Origin of the sequence: Vibrio sinus, assembly GCF_023634645.1 — a bacterium.
Taxonomy (GTDB): Bacteria; Pseudomonadota; Gammaproteobacteria; order Enterobacterales; family Vibrionaceae; genus Vibrio; species Vibrio sinus.
Genome location: NZ_JAMKMR010000031.1, coordinates 1 through 18821 on the forward strand (window position 1 = coordinate 1; position 18821 = coordinate 18821).

Annotated in this window: 14 protein-coding genes; 7 read left to right on the top strand and 7 right to left on the bottom strand. The window is 42.0% G+C overall.

The features are described from left to right. A partial coding sequence (locus M9194_RS20180; RefSeq protein WP_284676662.1) for a DUF3943 domain-containing protein occupies positions 1–905 on the bottom strand: 905 nt, incomplete at its 3' end. Positions 906–1140: 235 nt separating this feature from the next. Between M9194_RS20180 and M9194_RS20185 the strand changes: the two genes are divergently transcribed. Both M9194_RS20185 and M9194_RS20190 read left to right on the top strand, forming a co-directional pair. Then, positions 1141–2385 (top strand): CinA family nicotinamide mononucleotide deamidase-related protein, encoded by a 1245-nt coding sequence (locus M9194_RS20185; protein WP_250614532.1) that lies wholly within the window; start codon positions 1141–1143, stop codon positions 2383–2385. 248 nt (positions 2386–2633) lie between these two features. Then, positions 2634–2870 (top strand): hypothetical protein, encoded by a 237-nt coding sequence (locus M9194_RS20190; RefSeq protein ID WP_250614507.1) that lies wholly within the window; start codon positions 2634–2636, stop codon positions 2868–2870. Positions 2871–2903: 33 nt separating this feature from the next. Here M9194_RS20190 and yfaE read toward each other — a convergent pair whose 3' ends face one another. The 4 genes from yfaE to ubiG all read right to left on the bottom strand — a co-directional run bounded on the left by yfaE (position 2904) and on the right by ubiG (position 7902). Then, positions 2904–3182 carry a class I ribonucleotide reductase maintenance protein YfaE gene (yfaE, locus tag M9194_RS20195; RefSeq protein ID WP_250614508.1) on the bottom strand — a complete coding sequence of 93 codons (279 nt, stop codon included), beginning with the start codon at positions 3180–3182 and terminating at the stop codon, positions 2904–2906. Continuing rightward, positions 3182–4315, bottom strand: a complete 1134-nt coding sequence (gene nrdB / locus M9194_RS20200) for a class Ia ribonucleoside-diphosphate reductase subunit beta (protein ID WP_250614509.1) — start codon at positions 4313–4315, stop codon at positions 3182–3184. Before nrdB ends, yfaE begins: the two co-directional genes overlap by 1 nt. A 137-nt stretch (positions 4316–4452) precedes the next feature. Then, positions 4453–6735, bottom strand: coding sequence for a class 1a ribonucleoside-diphosphate reductase subunit alpha (nrdA, locus tag M9194_RS20205; RefSeq protein WP_250614510.1), 2283 nt, complete (start codon positions 6733–6735; stop codon positions 4453–4455). A 456-nt stretch (positions 6736–7191) separates the two neighbouring features. Further along, positions 7192–7902: a bifunctional 2-polyprenyl-6-hydroxyphenol methylase/3-demethylubiquinol 3-O-methyltransferase UbiG gene (ubiG, locus tag M9194_RS20210; protein WP_250614511.1), complete on the bottom strand. Its 711-nt coding sequence runs from the start codon at positions 7900–7902 to the stop codon at positions 7192–7194. Between the two features lie 400 nt (positions 7903–8302). Here ubiG and gyrA point away from each other — a divergent pair, with 400 nt between their 5' ends. Continuing rightward, on the top strand, positions 8303–10870 hold the full coding sequence (gyrA, locus tag M9194_RS20215; protein WP_250614512.1) for a DNA topoisomerase (ATP-hydrolyzing) subunit A: 2568 nt from the start codon (positions 8303–8305) through the stop codon (positions 10868–10870). Positions 10871–11023: 153 nt separating this feature from the next. Further along, the gene (locus tag M9194_RS20220; protein WP_250614513.1) at positions 11024–11932 is read left to right on the top strand and encodes a substrate-binding periplasmic protein; all 909 of its coding nucleotides are present in this window, start codon (positions 11024–11026) and stop codon (positions 11930–11932) included. Between the two features lie 22 nt (positions 11933–11954). On the opposite strand, the gene M9194_RS20225 is transcribed toward M9194_RS20220, so the two are convergent. Beyond that, entirely contained in the window at positions 11955–13727 is a 1773-nt protein-coding gene (locus M9194_RS20225) for a sensor histidine kinase (RefSeq protein ID WP_250614514.1), read from the bottom strand. Positions 13728–13877: 150 nt separating this feature from the next. Further along, positions 13878–14981, bottom strand: coding sequence for a phosphoribosylaminoimidazolesuccinocarboxamide synthase (locus M9194_RS20230; RefSeq protein ID WP_250614515.1), 1104 nt, complete (start codon positions 14979–14981; stop codon positions 13878–13880). A gap of 591 nt (positions 14982–15572) precedes the next feature. On the opposite strand from M9194_RS20230, the gene M9194_RS20235 reads away from it, so the two are divergent. From M9194_RS20235 to M9194_RS20245, 3 genes are read left to right on the top strand one after another with little or no spacing between them, the layout of a single operon-like run. Then, complete coding sequence (locus M9194_RS20235) at positions 15573–16646, top strand: cytochrome-c peroxidase (protein ID WP_250614516.1); 1074 nt, start codon at positions 15573–15575, stop codon at positions 16644–16646. A 15-nt stretch (positions 16647–16661) separates the two neighbouring features. After that, positions 16662–17063, top strand: coding sequence for a cupredoxin domain-containing protein (locus M9194_RS20240; protein ID WP_250614517.1), 402 nt, complete (start codon positions 16662–16664; stop codon positions 17061–17063). A gap of 7 nt (positions 17064–17070) precedes the next feature. Continuing rightward, positions 17071–18702 (top strand): methyl-accepting chemotaxis protein, encoded by a 1632-nt coding sequence (locus M9194_RS20245; protein ID WP_250614518.1) that lies wholly within the window; start codon positions 17071–17073, stop codon positions 18700–18702. The last annotated feature ends 119 nt before the right edge of the window (positions 18703–18821 follow it).

Genomic DNA, 18821 nt, shown 5'->3' on the forward strand with positions numbered 1-18821 from the left:
TAGAAAGTAAATTTTATTTTGCCGCCGTAGTACACACTATCTGGATGAGCTCCAGCGTTCAGTGCGTATATCCTGGCATCATCGTAACCGTCCCAAGTGGAGCTGGTAAACTCAAATTCCGCGTGACCATTCCATAAATCAGAAGCCCAAGCATCAATGTGCCCAATCGGGTTTAGCAAGAACAGGGTGACGTCACCCATGGTCTTCGAGCCCCATACTTCGCCACCTTCTGCGACAATCTCTTGCTCTTTCTCAAACATGTATTCGCCCGCTACTGCGCCAAAAAATGGTGTGACAAATAAATCTTGCCATGACGGTACTTCAGCGAATGCCTCGACGCCATACTCCCAGAAAAAGGTAGATAGGAAAGCGGAATATAAAAAGGACTGAAACTCATTGTATCCGGCGTGTCTTGCGGCAGTGTAATACACACCGCCAAAGTATGGGTGCATGATGTAGTTTAGATAGTGTTCATCTCTATCCCACGTTGGTCCAGAAGAGACATTATCTTTCCATTTTGTGCCGAGCTGACTGACGTCTCTGCTGTCTTCATCCCACTTGGTAATGGAAGAGGGGAGCAGAGTCATCAAGCCAACGGTGACTACGCTAAGGCCTAATGTTGTATAGGTCTGGGATTTTAAGTATTCCCAATCAGGTTCGGATTGGACCGTTAAATATTTGGGTAGGGGCTTTGGGTCTTTGTTTGCACTTTCAGCCAATGCTAGTGAGTAAGGGGTACTTGCTGGCAAGCTGCTCGGGTAATTCTCTAGTTGGTCGTAGTTAACCTGATACGGTTTCGAATTGAAATCGAATTGATCGATGGAGCTGACATCATACGCATTTGCCACTGCTGAAAAAGACAGCAAGGCTACCGCTATGCTTTTCTTAAACACACAACACTCCATATGTATCCCTAGTCCGTTAGAGTTAATGATTGTCTAATAAAATCAGATGAATGGAAACAACAAAATACTTAAATTGGCTTAAAGAGTAAGCGAAAGACGATGAGAGTGCTTGAAAGTGTGAGTTTCCGCTCGCCCTCTGCTAGAGACTCAGGTATTTTTAGCCAAGTAAACATTTTCCAATAACAGTCAACAAGCAGTTGTTCGACACGTTCCGCTTAATATAAAGGATAAAATGATGATAAAAATAGCAATGTTAAGTACCGGTGAGGAAGTGCTACATGGGGATATTGTTGACACAAATGCGTCATGGCTATCGAGCCTATTTTTTGAACACGGTTTCTCTCTCTGTAAGCGTTCAACCGTAGGTGACAGTCTGTCAGTATTAGCTGAAGAGCTGTTAATGTTAAGCTTTAATAACGATGTTGTCGTTGTCAATGGCGGGCTTGGACCCACCACAGACGATTTAAGTGCAGAAGCGGCGGCGAAGGCTGCCAATACCACACTGGTACCATTTCAAGCATGGTTGGATCAGCTAGATACGTTTTTTAAGCAACGCGGCGTACCCATGCCTAAGGGCAATACAAAGCAGGCAATGCTTCCTAAAGGCTCTGAAATTATTGATAACCCAGTGGGTACCGCTTGTGGCTTCCAGCTTAAGATCAACGATTGCACGTTCTTCTTTACTCCTGGAGTACCAAGTGAATTCAACCTCATGGTTGAAAACCAGATTTTGCCGAGACTGAAGGAAGAATATCCTGAAGTGCAAGGGTACCATTGTCATAAGCTACACACCTTGGGAGCATCTGAGTCCAGTTTGTCAGATATCTTGGATAAGATAGAGCTTCCAGATGGGTATTACTTAGGTTACCGATCTTATCTACCCTACATAGAGGTGAAGCTGTTTAGCCCACGTAATGATGAAGAAAGGCGTGCGAAACTACTTCAACTGATATACAGCAATATCAAAGACCACGTGGTTAGCGTTGATGAGTCGTTAATTGCTCACTTAGGGCACTTAGCTCGAGAGAAGAACGTTTCCATTGCCACGTCGGAACAATCGACGCAGGGCTGGCTTACTCAATGGCTGCATTCGGACGACAATATGAGCCAATCGTGCCGTCATGGTTGGGTATTGAGTGAAGGCTTGGTCGCTGGGGAGCCAGATCAAGACGAGCTGGCGGCAACGTTCGCGATGGCTGGTGCTACCCGTGAAAAATGTGGAAGTGACATAGCGCTCGTCACGGGTAAGTTGAAGGATAACCAGTTTTGTATTGCGTTATCGACGGCATCAGGAGAGTGGGGACGTAAACTGGAGTTTTATCGCAAATACGCTTTAGCTGATCAGAAAGTCATGATCGCTACGGTAGTGGGGGACATGCTTAGACGGCACCTATCGGGCCTTCCTTTATTTTCTCAATATAGTTCTCTTAAAGTGATCAAGGAGTTACATTTGCCTAGTAGTGCGATTAGCGAAAGTTAATTGAACAAAAAGCCAGTTCTGAGCAATTGTCAAATGTGTTACTTTATATCATTTTTAGTAACTCTATGAATGAACTGGCTTATTACAATTCATTAAATAAATATATTTTATATTACTTATTGGTCTATTAACTAAACCAATGATTTTCAATAATCCGTACTATATGTCTTAAATTTAAGGCTTCCGTTATTGGTTATTATGCGTACACTCAAAACTCGCACTATGGGTTTTGCGCGGAGGTCGAAAGAATGTTACGTCAATCTAAATTACTTGTGTGGTATAAAGTTGCCAGTCAGAAAGTTGTTTTAGGAGAGGCACTTAGTAGCGATAAGCAAGACGTTGTTTCGATGTGGCATCAGGTACCATTTGATATCAATAGCGCGAATTATAACGGCTATCGTCTGTCTTTGTTTGACGATGATGGTAGGGAGATCGCTGATAAACCGATTTCAGTACTGACGGCGGATGAGTTTTTACAAGGTTAAAGGTTTACACCTTTAACCTATAGGGGATGTGCTTTAGGCCTGTTTTTCTTTCTCTCGGTAGATCACATTGGATAACTCTACATCACCTTTAGCTCGGCATATGCAGGGTAAGACGCTATTTTCCGGTGTGTAAGCCATAGCAAATCCAACGTATTCCACTTCACCAGATACAAGCTCACAACGACAGGCACCACAGTGCCCATCTCGGCAGTTGTATTCTGGCTCTAGGCCAGCATGCTCCATCGTTTCGAGGAGCGTGTTTGAAGGGTTTGACTCTATTAAGGTTGCATTGTTAATGCGAATAGTCGCCATTACAGTTCGAAGCCCTCAAAGTCATCTTCACTCACTTCGTTGTCAATCTGGCCGACTAGGTAAGAGCTAATTTCTGCCTCTTGTGGGGCCACCTGTACGTTGTCAGAAGAGAGCCAAGCGTTAATCCAAGGGATAGGGTTAGATGTTGCTTCGGGGTACGCAGCGGGTAGACCGACAGCTTGCATTCTTACATTGGTAATGTATTCCACATATTGGCAAAGAATGTCTTTATTCAGGCCTATCATGGAGCCGTCTTTGAATAAGTAACCAGCCCATTCTTTTTCTTGTTCAGCAGCATCTTTAAAGAGCTCAAAGCATTCTTCCTTGCACTCTTCGGCAATTTGAACAAAGCTAAAGTCGTCTTGACCATTACGCAATAAGTTCAGCATATGCTGTGTGCCAGTAAGGTGCAGCGCTTCATCTCGAGCAATCAGCTTGATAATTTTTGCGTTACCTTCCATCAACTCACGCTCAGCAAACGCAAACGAGCAGGCAAAGCTGACGTAGAATCGAATCGCTTCCAACGCGTTCACTGACATTAAGCACAAATACAACTTTTTCTTTAACGTAGCTAGGCTGACAGTAACAGACTCACCGTTAATCTCATGCGTGCCTTCGCCGTAGCGGTGGTAGTCGTTGGTCAGTTGGATAAGATCGTCATAGTAATGAGCGATGTCTTTGGCTCTTTTCAGAATATGCTCATTTTCTACGATATCATCAAACACAAGCGCAGGGTCGTTAACGATATTGCGAATGATGTGTGTGTAAGAGCGAGAGTGGATAGTCTCCGAGAAGGACCAAGTTTCAATCCAAGTTTCTACTTCTGGTAGTGAGACTAGTGGCAGCAGGGCAACGTTTGGGCTGCGGCCCTGAATAGAATCTAGCAGAGTTTGGTATTTCAAGTTTGAAATAAAGATGTGTTTCTCGTGCTCTGGCAGTTTGTTGTAATCGATACGGTCACTCGATACATCCACTTCTTCAGGACGCCAGAAGAAAGAAAGCTGCTTTTCTATCAGCTTTTCGAAAATTTCAAACTTTTGTTGATCATATCGAGCAACATTGACGGACTGGCCAAAGAACATAGGTTCTTTTAGCTGGTTGTTTTTGTTTTGAGAAAATGTACTGTAAGCCATGTTAGTCTCAATTCCTTTTTTGCTCTTCATTGAGAAGGGCGTTCTATCTGTTTTCGAGAAAGCCTGTTTGTATAAGTGTGATGTCAAGACCGTGACAAACAGGCGATCTATATACCAATAAGTGTGACTGCTAGTGGTTAAATTTTACAACCGCCGCCTTCACAATCTTCTTCTTGAGCTTGAACTTCTTCACTTTGCTCATCTTTAGCACCGTCACGAGTATTATGGTAGTAAAGGGTTTTCACACCATACTTGTACGCAGTGAGAAGATCTTGAATCAGTTTCTTCATTGGTACTTTACCACTTTCGTAGACACTTGGGTCGTAGTTCGTATTTGCTGAAATCGCTTGGTCAACGAATTTTTGCATAATACCGACTAGGTGCAAATAGCCGTCGTTTGAGCCAATGTCCCAAAGTAGCTCGTAGTTCTCTTTCAGTTCAGTAAACTCAGGCACTACCTGCTTCAAAATACCATCTTTCGATGCCTTAACCGATACGTAGCCGCGTGGTGGCTCTATACCGTTTGTGGCATTCGATATCTGAGATGACGTCTCAGAAGGCATCAGTGCAGTTAAGGTTGAGTTACGCAAACCGTGCGTCATGATTTCTTGGCGAAGACCATCCCAGTCATAATGCAGCTCTTCATCGCAAACCAAGTTGATATCTTTTTTGTAGGTATCAATAGGCAGCAAGCCTTTTGCATAGTTGGTCTCTCCAAATGCAGGACATTTACCTTGCTCTTTCGCTAATGTGACAGAGGCTTTTAAAAGGTAATATTGCATGGCTTCGAAGGTGCGGTGCGTGAGATTGTTTGCACTACCGTCGGAATATTTCTTGCCATTCTTCGCTAGATAATAAGCAAAGTTAATCACACCGACACCCAGTGTACGTCGATTCATCGTTGAACGATAAGCCGCTGGAAGAGGGTAATCTTGGTAATCCAATAGAGCATCGAGCGCTCTGACAACGAGATCGGATAGATCTTCGAAATCGTCAAGAGATTCGATGGCACCAAGGTTAAATGCAGACAAGGTGCATAGGGCAATTTCGCCTTGGTCATCTTCAACGTTGGTTAAAGGTTTCGTTGGTAGTGCAATCTCTAAACACAAATTAGATTGACGAACCGGTGCGACTTCAGCATCAAATGGGCTGTGCGTATTACAATGGTCAACATTTTGAATGTAAATACGCCCTGTTGAGGCACGTTCTTGCATCAACAAAGAAAATAGCTCAACGGCTTTAACGCTTTCTTTCTTAATGGACGGATCGTTTTCGTATTTTACATACAGTCTTTCAAATTCGTCCTGGTCTTGGAAGAAGGCATCATACAACCCTGGTACATCAGACGGTGAAAACAAGCTAATGCTGCCACCTTGTACAAGACGAGAGTACATAAGTTTATTAAGTTGAACACCGTAATCCATATGACGGACACGGTTTTCCTCAACACCACGGTTGTTTTTTAGTACCAATAATGACTGAACTTCACCATGCCAAAGAGGGTAAAACACTGTTGCAGCACCGCCACGGACGCCACCTTGAGAACAGCATTTTACTGCAGTTTGGAAATATTTGTAGAAAGGAATACAACCGGTATGGAATGCTTCGCCTTTACGGATTTCTGAGCCTAATGCACGAATTCTTCCAGCGTTGACGCCAATACCTGCACGTTGTGATACGTAGCGAACGATAGAGCTAGCTGTTGCGTTGATTGAGTCTAAGCTGTCACCACATTCGATCAAGACGCATGAACTAAATTGGCGAGTAGGCGTGCGCACACCAGCCATGATAGGTGTTGGCAGTGAGATCTTGAATGTCGACGTCGCATCATAAAAACGCTTTATATAGTCTAGGCGCGTTGATTTAGGGTATTTGGCAAATAGACATGCGGCGACAAGAATGTATAAAAACTGCGCGCTTTCGTAAATCTGTCCGGACACACGGTTTTGGACGAAGTATTTACCTTCCAACTGTTTGACGGCAGCGTAAGAAAAGTTGAGGTCGCGGCGATGGTCAATATACGCATCAAGCTCATCTAACTCAGAGCGAGTGTAATCTTCAATGATATGCTTGTCGTATTTGCCCATTTCTACTAGGTGGGAAATATGATCGTAAAGCTTAGGGGGTTCATACTGCCCATAAGCTTTTTTACGCAAATGAAATACAGCTAACCTAGCGGCCAAATATTGGTAATCAGGCGTTTCCTCAGAAATCAAATCTGCGGCGGATTTTATGATGGTTTCATGAATGTCTGACGTGGTTATGCCATCATAAAACTGTATGTGAGCCTTCAGTTCAACTTGGGAAACGGATACGTTGTTAAGACCTTCCGCAGCCCAAGTAATTACACGGTGTATCTTATCTAGGTCAATATTTTCTTTGCGTCCATCACGCTTGGTGACAGTAAGTTTTTGGTTCATTATGCTTTATTTCCCTAATAAAACTTATGTAAGTCGTGTTTCTGTATGAATTGTAATTTTTATCTGACGACTTAGTAATCTATATCTATCTATATATTGTACTACAGACACAACATATAGGGGTACATCAATGTTCGACTTACAAGATAGTGCTATTGCCTAAAGTTTTCAAGGAACAGGTTTTGAATGAGTTGTGGATAACTCACAAAATTATAAAAAACAGTAAGTGGATACTAACTTGCGGTTCTAGAGCAGAGTTGAGTAAAGAAAAGGTTAGTTTTAAATACGCTCTTTAAGTAACCAATAACAAAAAAAATTTTCTTGATCTTTACTAGAAAATGATCCCGAAAAGAAAAGAATCAAACTTGGATATTGCGCACACAATTTGTTTAAAAAAGCAGTAACTTTGTGCTACTGCCTCTGAACGTTCTTAAACAACAAGTTTCAATGCGTCTTTTACTCGCATTTTGAGGTGTGGATGATGTAATTCACATCGACGTTGGTTCCGAGCTTATAGTTGCCGGTAAACGGGTTATATTGCAGCCCAGTGATGCCCATATCACGGAGATCGGTTTGATCGATCATCTTTAGCATCTCAGAAGGGCGAATAAATTTTTCATGGTCGTGCGTACCTTCAGGAACGATTTTTAGCAATTTCTCAGCGCCCAAAATGGCAAACAAATAGGACTTTATATTGCGGTTTAGCGTAGAGAAAAAGACGTGACCACCAGGCTTAACTAAATGAGCACAAGACATAATAACCGATTGCGGATCAGGAACATGCTCAAGCATTTCCATGCAAGTCACCACATCGTAGGTTGCTGGGTTTTCCTTGGCGTGTTCTTCTACAGTACTTTGTATGTAGCTGACGGTAGTATTAGTTTCAAGCGCATGAAGTCTCGCCACTTCTAACGGTTCTTTTCCCATGTCTAAGCCCGTGACTTCTGCTCCTTGCTTGGCCATACTTTCAGCTAGAATGCCGCCACCACAGCCGACATCGAGAACCTTTTTATCAAAGATACCGTTGGCCTTATCCATAACGTAGTTGAGCCTTAAGGGGTTGATTTGATGTAGAGGTTTAAATTCGCCTTCTAAGTCCCACCAGCGAGACGCCATGTCTTCGAATTTTTTGATTTCACTTGGATCGACATTCTGCGTGTTATTCATTTCAATGCACTCATTAGCAATAAATCCATTAGGGCTTGGGATAGACCGCCTCAAATGTGGCCACGTTCCCTGGAAAACTCTAAAGTGGAAAGCCCTAAACTTTTGGGCATTATACTGATATCGAGTTAAGACTTATACCCAAGTTACTTCAAGAAGCAGGTTTCTAAGCGATTTATTGGCTCTATTTAAGTGAAGACATGCATAAAACAGATTTCAAGAAACGCCAATTTATTGGTGTTAGATTCAACATAGTTCAATTTATCAGCAATCATACCCTTACCACCTTCACAAGTTGGTAAATGGTGGGGGAAAGTGATGCCGAATAGGATTAATCTGTGTTATATTTTCACACCTTATACGTATCAAATATACGATCAAACTGTAGAGGGACAACTGCTCTATGAGCGATCTAGCAAAAGAGATCACACCCGTAAATATTGAAGATGAGCTACGAGGTTCATACTTGGACTATGCGATGTCTGTCATCGTTGGTCGAGCTCTTCCTGACGTGCGTGATGGACTTAAGCCAGTGCATCGTCGCGTATTGTATGCGATGAACGTGCTAGGCAATGATTGGAACAAGCCTTACAAAAAATCAGCACGTGTAGTTGGCGACGTTATCGGTAAATATCATCCGCATGGTGATAGTGCTGTTTATGACACGATTGTGCGAATGGCTCAGCCATTTTCACTACGCTATATGTTGGTCGATGGCCAAGGGAACTTCGGTTCTATCGATGGTGACTCTGCTGCGGCAATGCGTTACACCGAAGTACGCATGGCGAAAATCGCCCACGAGTTATTAGCCGATTTAGACAAAGAAACCGTAGACTATGTACCTAACTACGATGGTACAGAGCAAATCCCTGCTGTGTTACCTACTAAGGTTCCAAATCTGCTCGTTAATGGTGCTTCTGGTATTGCGGTCGGTATGGCGACCAACATCCCACCACATAATTTAACCGAAGTGATCGACGGTTGTCTTGCCTATATAGAAAACGACAGCATTACTATCGATGAGCTGATGGACTACATTCCGGGGCCTGATTTCCCAACAGCGGCGCTAATCAGTGGCCGTAAAGGTATCGTCGATGCATACAAAACAGGGCGCGGCAAAATTTACATGCGCTCCAAAGCGGATATCGAAGCTGACAAGAACGGTAAAGAAACGATTGTCGTTACCGAAATCCCATATCAAGTCAATAAAGCGCGCCTGATTGAAAAGATCGCTGAACTGGTTAAAGACAAAAAAGTGGAAGGCATCAGTGCACTTCGCGATGAGTCTGATAAAGACGGTATGCGTATTGTTATTGAGTGTAAACGCGATGCTGTTGGCGAGGTTGTATTAAACAACTTATACGCACAAACCCAGCTGCAAACCACATTCGGCATCAATATGGTTGCGCTGAACAATGGCCAGCCACAGCTGTTCAACCTTAAGGACATGCTGAAGTGCTTCGTCGATCACCGCCGCGAAGTCGTGACTCGTCGTACTATTTACGAGTTGAGAAAGGCGCGAGATCGCGCTCATATCTTGGAAGGTCTTGCGTTAGCGCTTGCGAACATTGATGAAATCATTGAATTGATTCGCCATGCAGCGACACCCGCCATCGCAAAAGAAGGTCTGACAGCAAGAGGTTGGGATCTGGGCAATGTTTCTGCGATGCTTGAACGTGCGGGTACCAACGCAGCAAGACCAGATTGGTTAGAAGAGCAATACGGCATTCGCGATGGTCAGTACTTCTTAACTGAGCAGCAAGCACAAGCAATATTGGATCTTCGCTTGCAAAAACTAACCGGTTTAGAGCACGAGAAGATCCTAGACGAGTACAAAGCGTTACTCGAAGAAATTGCTGAATTGATGCACATTTTGGCCAGTACCGAGCGCCTAATGGAAGTCATTCGTGAAGAACTAGAAGCGGTTAGAGATGGCTTTGGTGATGAGCGAAGAACAGAAATTACCGCGGCTAGCCATGATATTGATATGGAAGAGCTGATCGCTCGCGAAGATGTTGTCGTGACACTGTCACATGAAGGCTATGTCAAATATCAATTGCTAAGTGATTATGAAGCGCAACGCCGAGGCGGTAAGGGCAAAAGCGCAACCAAAATGAAAGATGAAGATTACATTGAACGATTGTTGGTAGCGAACACGCACGACAATATTCTTTGTTTCTCCACTCGTGGTAAGACCTATCGATTGAAAGTCTATCAATTGCCATTAGCAAGTCGTACCGCGCGCGGCAAACCTATCGTCAACATTCTTCCACTGGAAGAAAACGAGCGTATTACAGCTATATTGCCAGTCTCAGAATTTAGTGATGATAAATACATCTTCATGGCGACTGGTGACGGTACGGTTAAGAAAACCTCTTTGGATCAGTTTGCCAACGTTCGCTCAAACGGCCTTATCGCTGTGAACCTCAGAGAAGAGGATTCGTTAATTGGTGTGGATATCACCAATGGAGACGACGATATCATGTTGTTCTCGAAAGCAGGTAAAGTCGTTCGCTTTAAAGAAGATAAAGTGAGAGCAATGGGACGTACTGCGGCAGGTGTTCGTGGTATGAAGCTTGTCGAAGCGGATGATCAAGTTGTATCTCTGATCGTTCCATCAAATGATGGTGATATTCTGACTGTCACTCAAAATGGTTACGGTAAGAGAACTACCTTAGAAGAGTACCCAACAAAAGGTAGGGCAACTCAAGGGGTGGTATCCATCAAGGTGTCTGAGCGTAACGGTCCTGTCGTTGGAGCCATTCAAGTGGAAGAAGGCGACGAGATGATGATGATCACTGATGCGGGTACGCTTGTGCGTACCAGAGTGTCAGAAGTCAGTCAGGTGGGTCGTAATACACAAGGTGTGACACTGATTCGAACTGCTGAAGATGAACATGTTGTTGGTCTACAGCGAATCGACGAAGTAGAAGAATCAGAATTGTTAGATGGAGAAGGCGAAGAGTCCTAGGAAGCAAATGTTTCTCAGGAACAAAGCCCTTCTGAGTCACCAAGCGATTCTGCGTAAAAATAGATTCATCATTAAGGTAAAAGCCGGGCAATATGCCCGGCTTTTTCATGCCTATGCTATCAGTACTATACTAGTTTTAGCCAAGGAGAGGTTATGACTAAAGCATTGAGAAATTATTTTAAAGCGGTGAGGGTGACTAAGTTCAATTGTGTTAGGTGCACATTTCAATGTCCTCAGAGAAATAGAACCCTTCTGCTGTTCAATACCCTCTTATTCATATTCCTCTCAACCATGCATAGTAAGGTGCATGCTTCAGAGCCAGCCTCACTCACTATGGCGGTGTACCCATGGATTCCCTGGCGTATACAACACGATAATGGCAGCTGGGGAGGTATCGCGATCGATACAGCAAAATTGGTTGCTTTATGCACTAAAACCACCATTACTGCTCTAGATGTGAAAAATGGTAAACGAATGAGAAAGGAGTGGGGGCGGCGTATCAACGTTGAATCAGCGATTTCGCCAATGTGGCGGCAATCGCAACAAACAAGCTCTGTCTATACCGCTCCTTTATTTTCAACCTCTGATATTGTCTTTGCTAGAAAGGGCGAATTTGAAAATGTGAAATCTGTTAAAGATTTATATGGTGAAAGACTGGGTGTAACAGTGGGCTACTATTATCCAGAAGGGTTTACTGAAGCCATCAATGCTGGGAAAATTCGCACCAGTGCTTCAAACACAAAAACCTTGTTGCCCAAGCTTTTACGCGGCAGATTGAAAGCAATCATCATCAACGAAAATGAGCTGTTATATCTTCTCAAGCAACGCCAATATAAGTTCGAATACTCAATAGATGATTTTGAAGTCATTTATCGATTTGAAGTGGTGCCGTTACATATGCGTGTTCATAAGGATTACGAATATCTGATTCCTAAATTTAACCTTGCTATAGAAGAGCTTAAGAAGCGTGGTGTTATCCAGCATATTCAAAGTAATTACGCGGTTACAGGAAAAAGTGATACGTCAGTGAGCCTTAGCGAGTGCCCGTTTAAAGCTATATAGAAATCCGAACGTGATCTAACAGTTACTTGTATTCGTGAGCGTGCTCTTCTGTGGGACAAGGTATGGAAATGTCGAAGTTAACACCTTGGTTTTGTTGAGAGCTACAAGATATCTTTCCCTTAAGTAAATGAACAACGATATTAAATACAACATGAGCCCCTAACCCAAAATGCTGCTTTTGACCTCGTTTGGTTGTGACAAAAGGTTCAAAAATTTTATCCTCCATATCAGCGTTCATTCCTCGCCCAGAATCTTTATAATTTATATATAAGGTATTGTTTTTTCTGTTCAATATAATATCAATATTCTTCTGCCCATCCCAGTTGTCAAAACCATGATTGAGCGAGTTGAGTATTAAGTTCGTATAAACTTGACTAAAGCTACTAGGCATACCAAAAAATGTTAGTGATTGATCACACTCAATTCGTATTTTACATTGTGAACCATTAATTTCTTCACGTAACGAGCTAACGGTATGAGTAATGTTTTCATATAAATTAAATTGGTGACTTTTTTCCTCACTCCATTCAAATACCGATATTTGTTTAAAAACTTTAATGAGTTTAGAAGTTCTTTGTAAGTTATTGTGTAGCAGGGATGAATACTCCTCAATTTCCTTGATTACTTCTATGAGGTTGTCTTTCGGTATCTGGTTTGAGTGGAGTTGGTCCAGGGTTTGGTGCAGCGTATCCTTTAAGTGGCTTGCGACAGTGATACATACCCCTACCGGGGTATTTATTTCATGGGCCACACCAGTCACTAGGCTTGTTAATGAGGATATTTTTTGTGCTTCCCATAAATCCTTTTTCTGTTTGATGTCATGAGTGATATCCGACCAAATATGTATGGTTCCATTTATGCTTGTCTTGTTCTTTCTTAATTGCCACCATTTATTCTCACGAGATTGAAATTCGATATGGTTTTCCTCACTGTTTACATCCAATATTTTTTTGGATATGGCTATCCTTTGCTCTTGACTGATAAATTTAAATTTAGAAGCGATGATTTTTTCATAAATTTTTGCTAGCTCATACTTTCCATTTTCAATGCCTTTATCATGAAGCCCAAATTCATTAATAAACCTTTTGTTAATTAGTAATACTTTTCCTTCCTCATCAAAAAATACAAACCCATCTTTCATATTATTGATAATACTTAGTATCCATTTATGGCTTTTCTCAGTATCGCTTTTTAACAAACTTGCTTTTCTTCTGTAATAAATAATAATCGATACGAGCAATATCAATGTGATCGAGCTACCAGCCAGTGCCCAACCTACTACTTTGTTTCCACTACTTGAAAAAGGTATGAAGTGCACCCCATAGGCTGCCTCATACTCGACCAATAATTCACACAGTTCGTTTAGCTCATCGAATTGCTGTTGAATATCCGGACTCATGACTTTATTTTTTTGAATAAATGAGTTACGAAGTAGTAATGCTCGTGATTTGATATCGGCCAATAGACGGAATGATTTGGGCTCATTTGACCATTCTTGCACAACATCGAGGTCTTCCACTGCAGTCGTATAGTACTCGGACATTAACTCATCCAGTCTTTCCTTACTTATTGCTATGTGTGGGTTGAATGGAAGTCCGTAAGTCGTTTTCATTAAAGCAAAATTGACTTGGGCTGAGCGTGAGTAATTGATGGTTTGCAATGGACCAGTATATATCCGCTGAATGTCCTCACTTAGCTGTACAGCGCGGGTCAAAGAGTACACCGATAGGCCTGAAATCAATATGATAACAAGAGAGAACGTTATGCCAAATGTACTAAAAATTGAGAGCTTCATTCCGAACGATTCCATGTTCACACCCAGTTTCTCTTTAGATAGTATGGAGCATAAATAGTAAATTCACCGTATAGGGCACCTTCAATATGGCTGTTACGTAAAACCCGAAAGATATGTTCTTTCGGGTTAAGGAAGTGATGGATGTTTCTCTTAGTCAATCAAGCCATATTCTTTAGCAAGAATATCAATGATCTCCTGCTTAGGATTTTGGCTTAATGATATAGTTTGACCGGTAATTTTTTCAGCAATGCCCACATAAGTGTTTGATAACGCCATAAGAGACTCGATCGGCAGTGCATTGTCTCTAGCTAGTGCTTCTCTTTCTTCCATGCGGTTTTTGTTTAACAAAATATCTGGTTCAGGGAAGTAGTTAAGCAAAAACTGGCGGAAACCCTCTTTTGAGTTTTCCACAATGTTGCCATTTAGATACTCAGTTTTGTCCCATATTCTCGATGAATCCGGTGTGCCGACCTCATCCATATAGATGAGCTTTTCATTACCTTGGGCATCACTGACGTAACCAAATTCAAATTTCGTATCAACAAAAATTTGATCGATGTTTTCGAGTGACTGGCTTATGAGATCGAACCCTTGCTTGAGATACTTTTCATACAAATCGATGTCCTTAATAGCAGAAAAGTTAAACGCATCGAAACTGTTTTCAATATTCTTTCTACTGATATTGACATCGTCTGCTTCTGGTACGCCTGGTACCCCTTTTAAGATGCCTTTTGTTGAAGGTGTCATGAGTAAGCTGGGTAAGGGCTTATCTTTACCCAAATTATCGGGCAATTGAATACCACAGAACTCGCGCTCTCCATTTTCATAGGCTCGCCACATTGAACCAGTTAAATACTGACGACAGATGGCTTCAATTTTAATCGGCTTGGCTTTTTGAACTATCCAAACAAAGGGGTGGGGGATATCTAAAATATGGCTATCAGCTAAGCCATTTTCCTTAAAAAGCTTGAACCAGTGGTTGGAAATGGCATTTAATGCTGCCCCTTTTCCAGGTACACCATTAAGGTTGCCCTCTGCGTGCCAAATACAATCAAACGCGGAAATTCTATCGCTGATCACCATAATCGCTAATGGCGCATTGGATGCGACATCATAGCCTTTCTCTTGGATCAATCGTTGGCTGTCTTCTTGGGTTAACCAATAAACTGAGCGTACTTTTCCACTATGTACAGGTTTATCAGTTCGAATGGGGAGATCATTGTTAACAGCAAGTACTTGGTCAGCGAGATTCATCGACTTAATCCTATCGTAATACCAACGGATAAATAAACACTGCCAATCAATCTAACTCATTGAAAGTTTATGAGATAGGGTATTCGATTGGCGATATACCTGGTGCATGATACCAGAACTATTTTAACTAGCCAGAAAAAAAAGCAAACGTTTGCTTTTGGGCGAAACGCTTAAATATAGCTATGCATTATTTCGTGTTTCTGAAAATTATTTTTCTATCCGTATAAAAAACATCATTCCGTAAAACGTCATTGAATTGATCTTCAACCATTCTCTCCAGTAAACATAAAACATTCAAAAAATGAATGATATATACCCTACTTGGAGAGTGGTTAAATGATCTTATTGCTAATTAAGGCCAGTGTGGCTAATCGAAAAGTCAACACCAATTATTCATTATTGATATGAAACTGGTTTGTTAGTTAATGGATTGTGAACTACGTTTTAAAAAGAAATGTTCAGATGAGCAATAGGGTGGTCTTGTAAGGTAGAGCTGGTGACAAAAATTGCTCGATAGAAGCGAAACAGTGAGCTCGAACAAGACTTAAAGCCCAAATATAAAAACAAGATCATATTAAGGCTAGGAAGTGAATGCATGATTTTCCCTTTGCGTGGAACGGTCTAGATATTGATCTTTATAGCACGGAGGAGCAAGTCATGTGGCGAGGTTTAATTGTATTAATCGGCTTAGTTATTAGCCAGTTAGCGTTAGCGGAATCAACTGAAATTGTTGAGCTTAAGGAAGAGTATGAAAGACCTAAGGGTATCCCTTTCCCTGCTGATAACCCATATTCGGAAGCAAAACTAAAACTTGGGAAAACATTATATTTTGACCCTAGGTTATCTGAGTCTGGCACTCAATCTTGCGCCACTTGCCATAACCCAAGTTTTTCTTGGGGTGACGGTATGGGGTTGGGAGTTGGACATCAGCATCAACAATTAGGAAGAAAGTCGCCCACCATCTTAAATCTCGCGTGGGATGAAATCTATATGTGGGATGGCCGAAAAGCCACGCTAGAAGAACAAGCGCTCGGGCCAATGGAGTCAGCAGCTGAAATGAACTTGGACTTGAAACAGCTACCCACGATGCTAGGAGCAATCCCAGGCTATGTTGAATTATTTAAACAAGCTTTTCCAGAGCAAACTGACCCAATCTCAACTAAAAATGTTGCCAAAGCGATTGCGACCTTTGAGCGAACCGTAGTATCGGGAGAGGCACCATTTGACCGCTGGATTAAAGGTGACGAAAACGCACTTTCTGAGGATGAAAAGGTCGGCTTTATTGTATTTAACACCAAAGGTAATTGTGCGAGCTGTCACTCTGGCTGGACCTTCTCCGACAGCAGTTTCCATGATATCGGCCTTCCTTCGGAAGATATTGGGCGTGGCAAATTCTTACCTAAAATGGAAAAAATGCAATTCGCCTTTAAGACGGTTGGGTTACGCAATATCGACCTTCGCGCGCCCTACATGCACGATGGTTCTTTAGTCACACTAGAGGATGTGATCAATCACTACAATTCGGGCTTTGTAAAACGTCCTAGCTTATCTGATGAAATTGAGCCATTAAACCTAACTAAAACTGAGAAAAAACAATTAGTTGCATTTTTGAAAACGTTGACAAGCCAAGATGAGCCTGTCTCTATGCCTGTACTTCCACGCTAACGCTTGAGGTGAACCATGAGAACTTTACTAGCTTTACTATTTGCGAGCGTAGCCACAACATCGTTTGCCGCAACGGATGTTGTAGAGGGAGAGGCTGCTAAAAGTGCTTATGAAGCGTCGAAAGACGCTTCTACCTCTCTTCTGCAAAAGCGTAAGACGTTCTATTTCAAAGAATTTGGCATGGACAAGCCTAAAAGGAAGCCAAAGGAAATACGCGTTAAGGCAGGAGAGGTTATTTATATTCTCAATAACGAAAAGAAAATCACTCACAATATTTTTGATGAAAGTGATAATTCTTGGGTATTGGCGGCTCAAGAACCTGGCGATGTAGCCGCGGTGACGTTTAACGATAAGGGTGAGCACAAACTCAAGTGCGCCATTCATCCAAAGATGAAACTCACGCTAATTGTAGAGTAACAAATCAATGAAGCTGACCATTAGAAAGATACTGATACTCAGTTTCTTGGCTATTTTTTTGCTGATTTTTGCTGTATCAACCTATTCCCTCAATGAATTTATGAAGCTTGGGAAATATGTCGAGAATGTCTATCAAGGGCCACTGCAAACCATAAGTTATTCGCGCTCCGCGCAGGTGAATTTCGCGATGATGAGAGCAACTTATGGGGACATTAAGTCTAACGATGGGCAGTACGATGAAGAAGAGCTGATTGACTTGATGTCAGAATATTATGAGATAGGTATTGAAGATTTAGAGGTGGTCGCAGATTGGTCTAAGGAACAAGAATCTCTAGCGTTAATGAAAGAAATCATCGTTCTTTCTACTCAGATTCATGATTCGCTCTTGGCGAGCGTGGATGGTGAAGAAGTAGACACAGAGCTTTTAACGGAGCAATTTGAAGAGCTTAATGAATCTTGTGAAGCATTGGTTGAGTACGAGGCAACCTATGGATTTAGGTTCGTGCATTCAGTTGGACTAGAAGTGAAAAAAGCGCCAGCAATTTTCGGTGTTATTTTTGCGCTGTCTCTGGTGTTGATCTCTGTTGTTGGTTGGTATGTGATTCGTTCTATCAATAAGCCCCTCAAACACCTTGTACACAAATTGGAGCTGCTATCGTCTGGAGATTTGACACAAGTTCCTTCCGTTTCTAAGAAGGGGGATGAATTTAGCGTGATTTCGGAGAGCATTAAAAATCTGATTCTCTCCATGCAGGGTATTATTGTTTCGATAAAGCACAGTGTGACGAACTTGAACGAAAAATCAGAAGATATATTGTGCCATTCGAGTAACACCAATGAGTCGGTAACGAACCAAAAGCGTTTGGCTAGTGAAATATCAGACACAATGACGCTAGCAACAAAATGCACCAATGAAACGCTAAACAGTATTTTAGAATCAGTCACGGACTTAAAAACAACGTCAGAGTCGGCAGAATCTGGAAAAGCGATTGTAGAGGACGCGGTCTCCAATGTGGAGGTTTTGTCTGAACAGTTTGGCATGGTTTCTGCTCAAATAGAGGAACTAGAATCCGATGTTGAAGGCGTAAACGTGATACTGGATGCCATTACCACTATCGCCGCTCAAACCAATTTATTGGCCTTAAATGCCACTATTGAAGCGGCTAGGGCTGGTGAACAGGGAAGAGGTTTCGCGGTTGTGGCCGATGAAGTGAGGCTGCTTTCTTCTCGTACCCAAGAGTCTACCGATCAAATTCATGCTGTGATCGAACGTCTTCAAACCAGCTCAAGAAATGCAATTCAAGCGATGAAACAAGGGGCGACACATACGCAAGATACCTGCCTGAAAATTGATAAAGTGGGCGATACATTTTCAAGCATACACACAAACATGGATAAGCTACTTGTGAAAATGAACGATATTGAAGGCAGAACAACGAGACAAGAAAGCACCATGAATCACCTAGACTCATTGGTGAAAGATATTGCAGATATATCCGAATCAACGTTAAATAATGCTAAGCAAACCTCAACAGAGAGCCATGTGTTAAGCGATATTGCCCATCGTTTAAATACACTCGTTTCTACCTTTAAATCTGAGGAAGAGGGCACAGATGAAAAGGTGACTCGGGCGAACTAGATGTTTGTTCACAAGCGTATCGATAGAAAGATCAGCAAGTTTATAACTATCGCTATCATAATCTATTGTTAAGTAGTCAATTTTTATATTTACTGTTGCCTATAATACACTGCCATGTC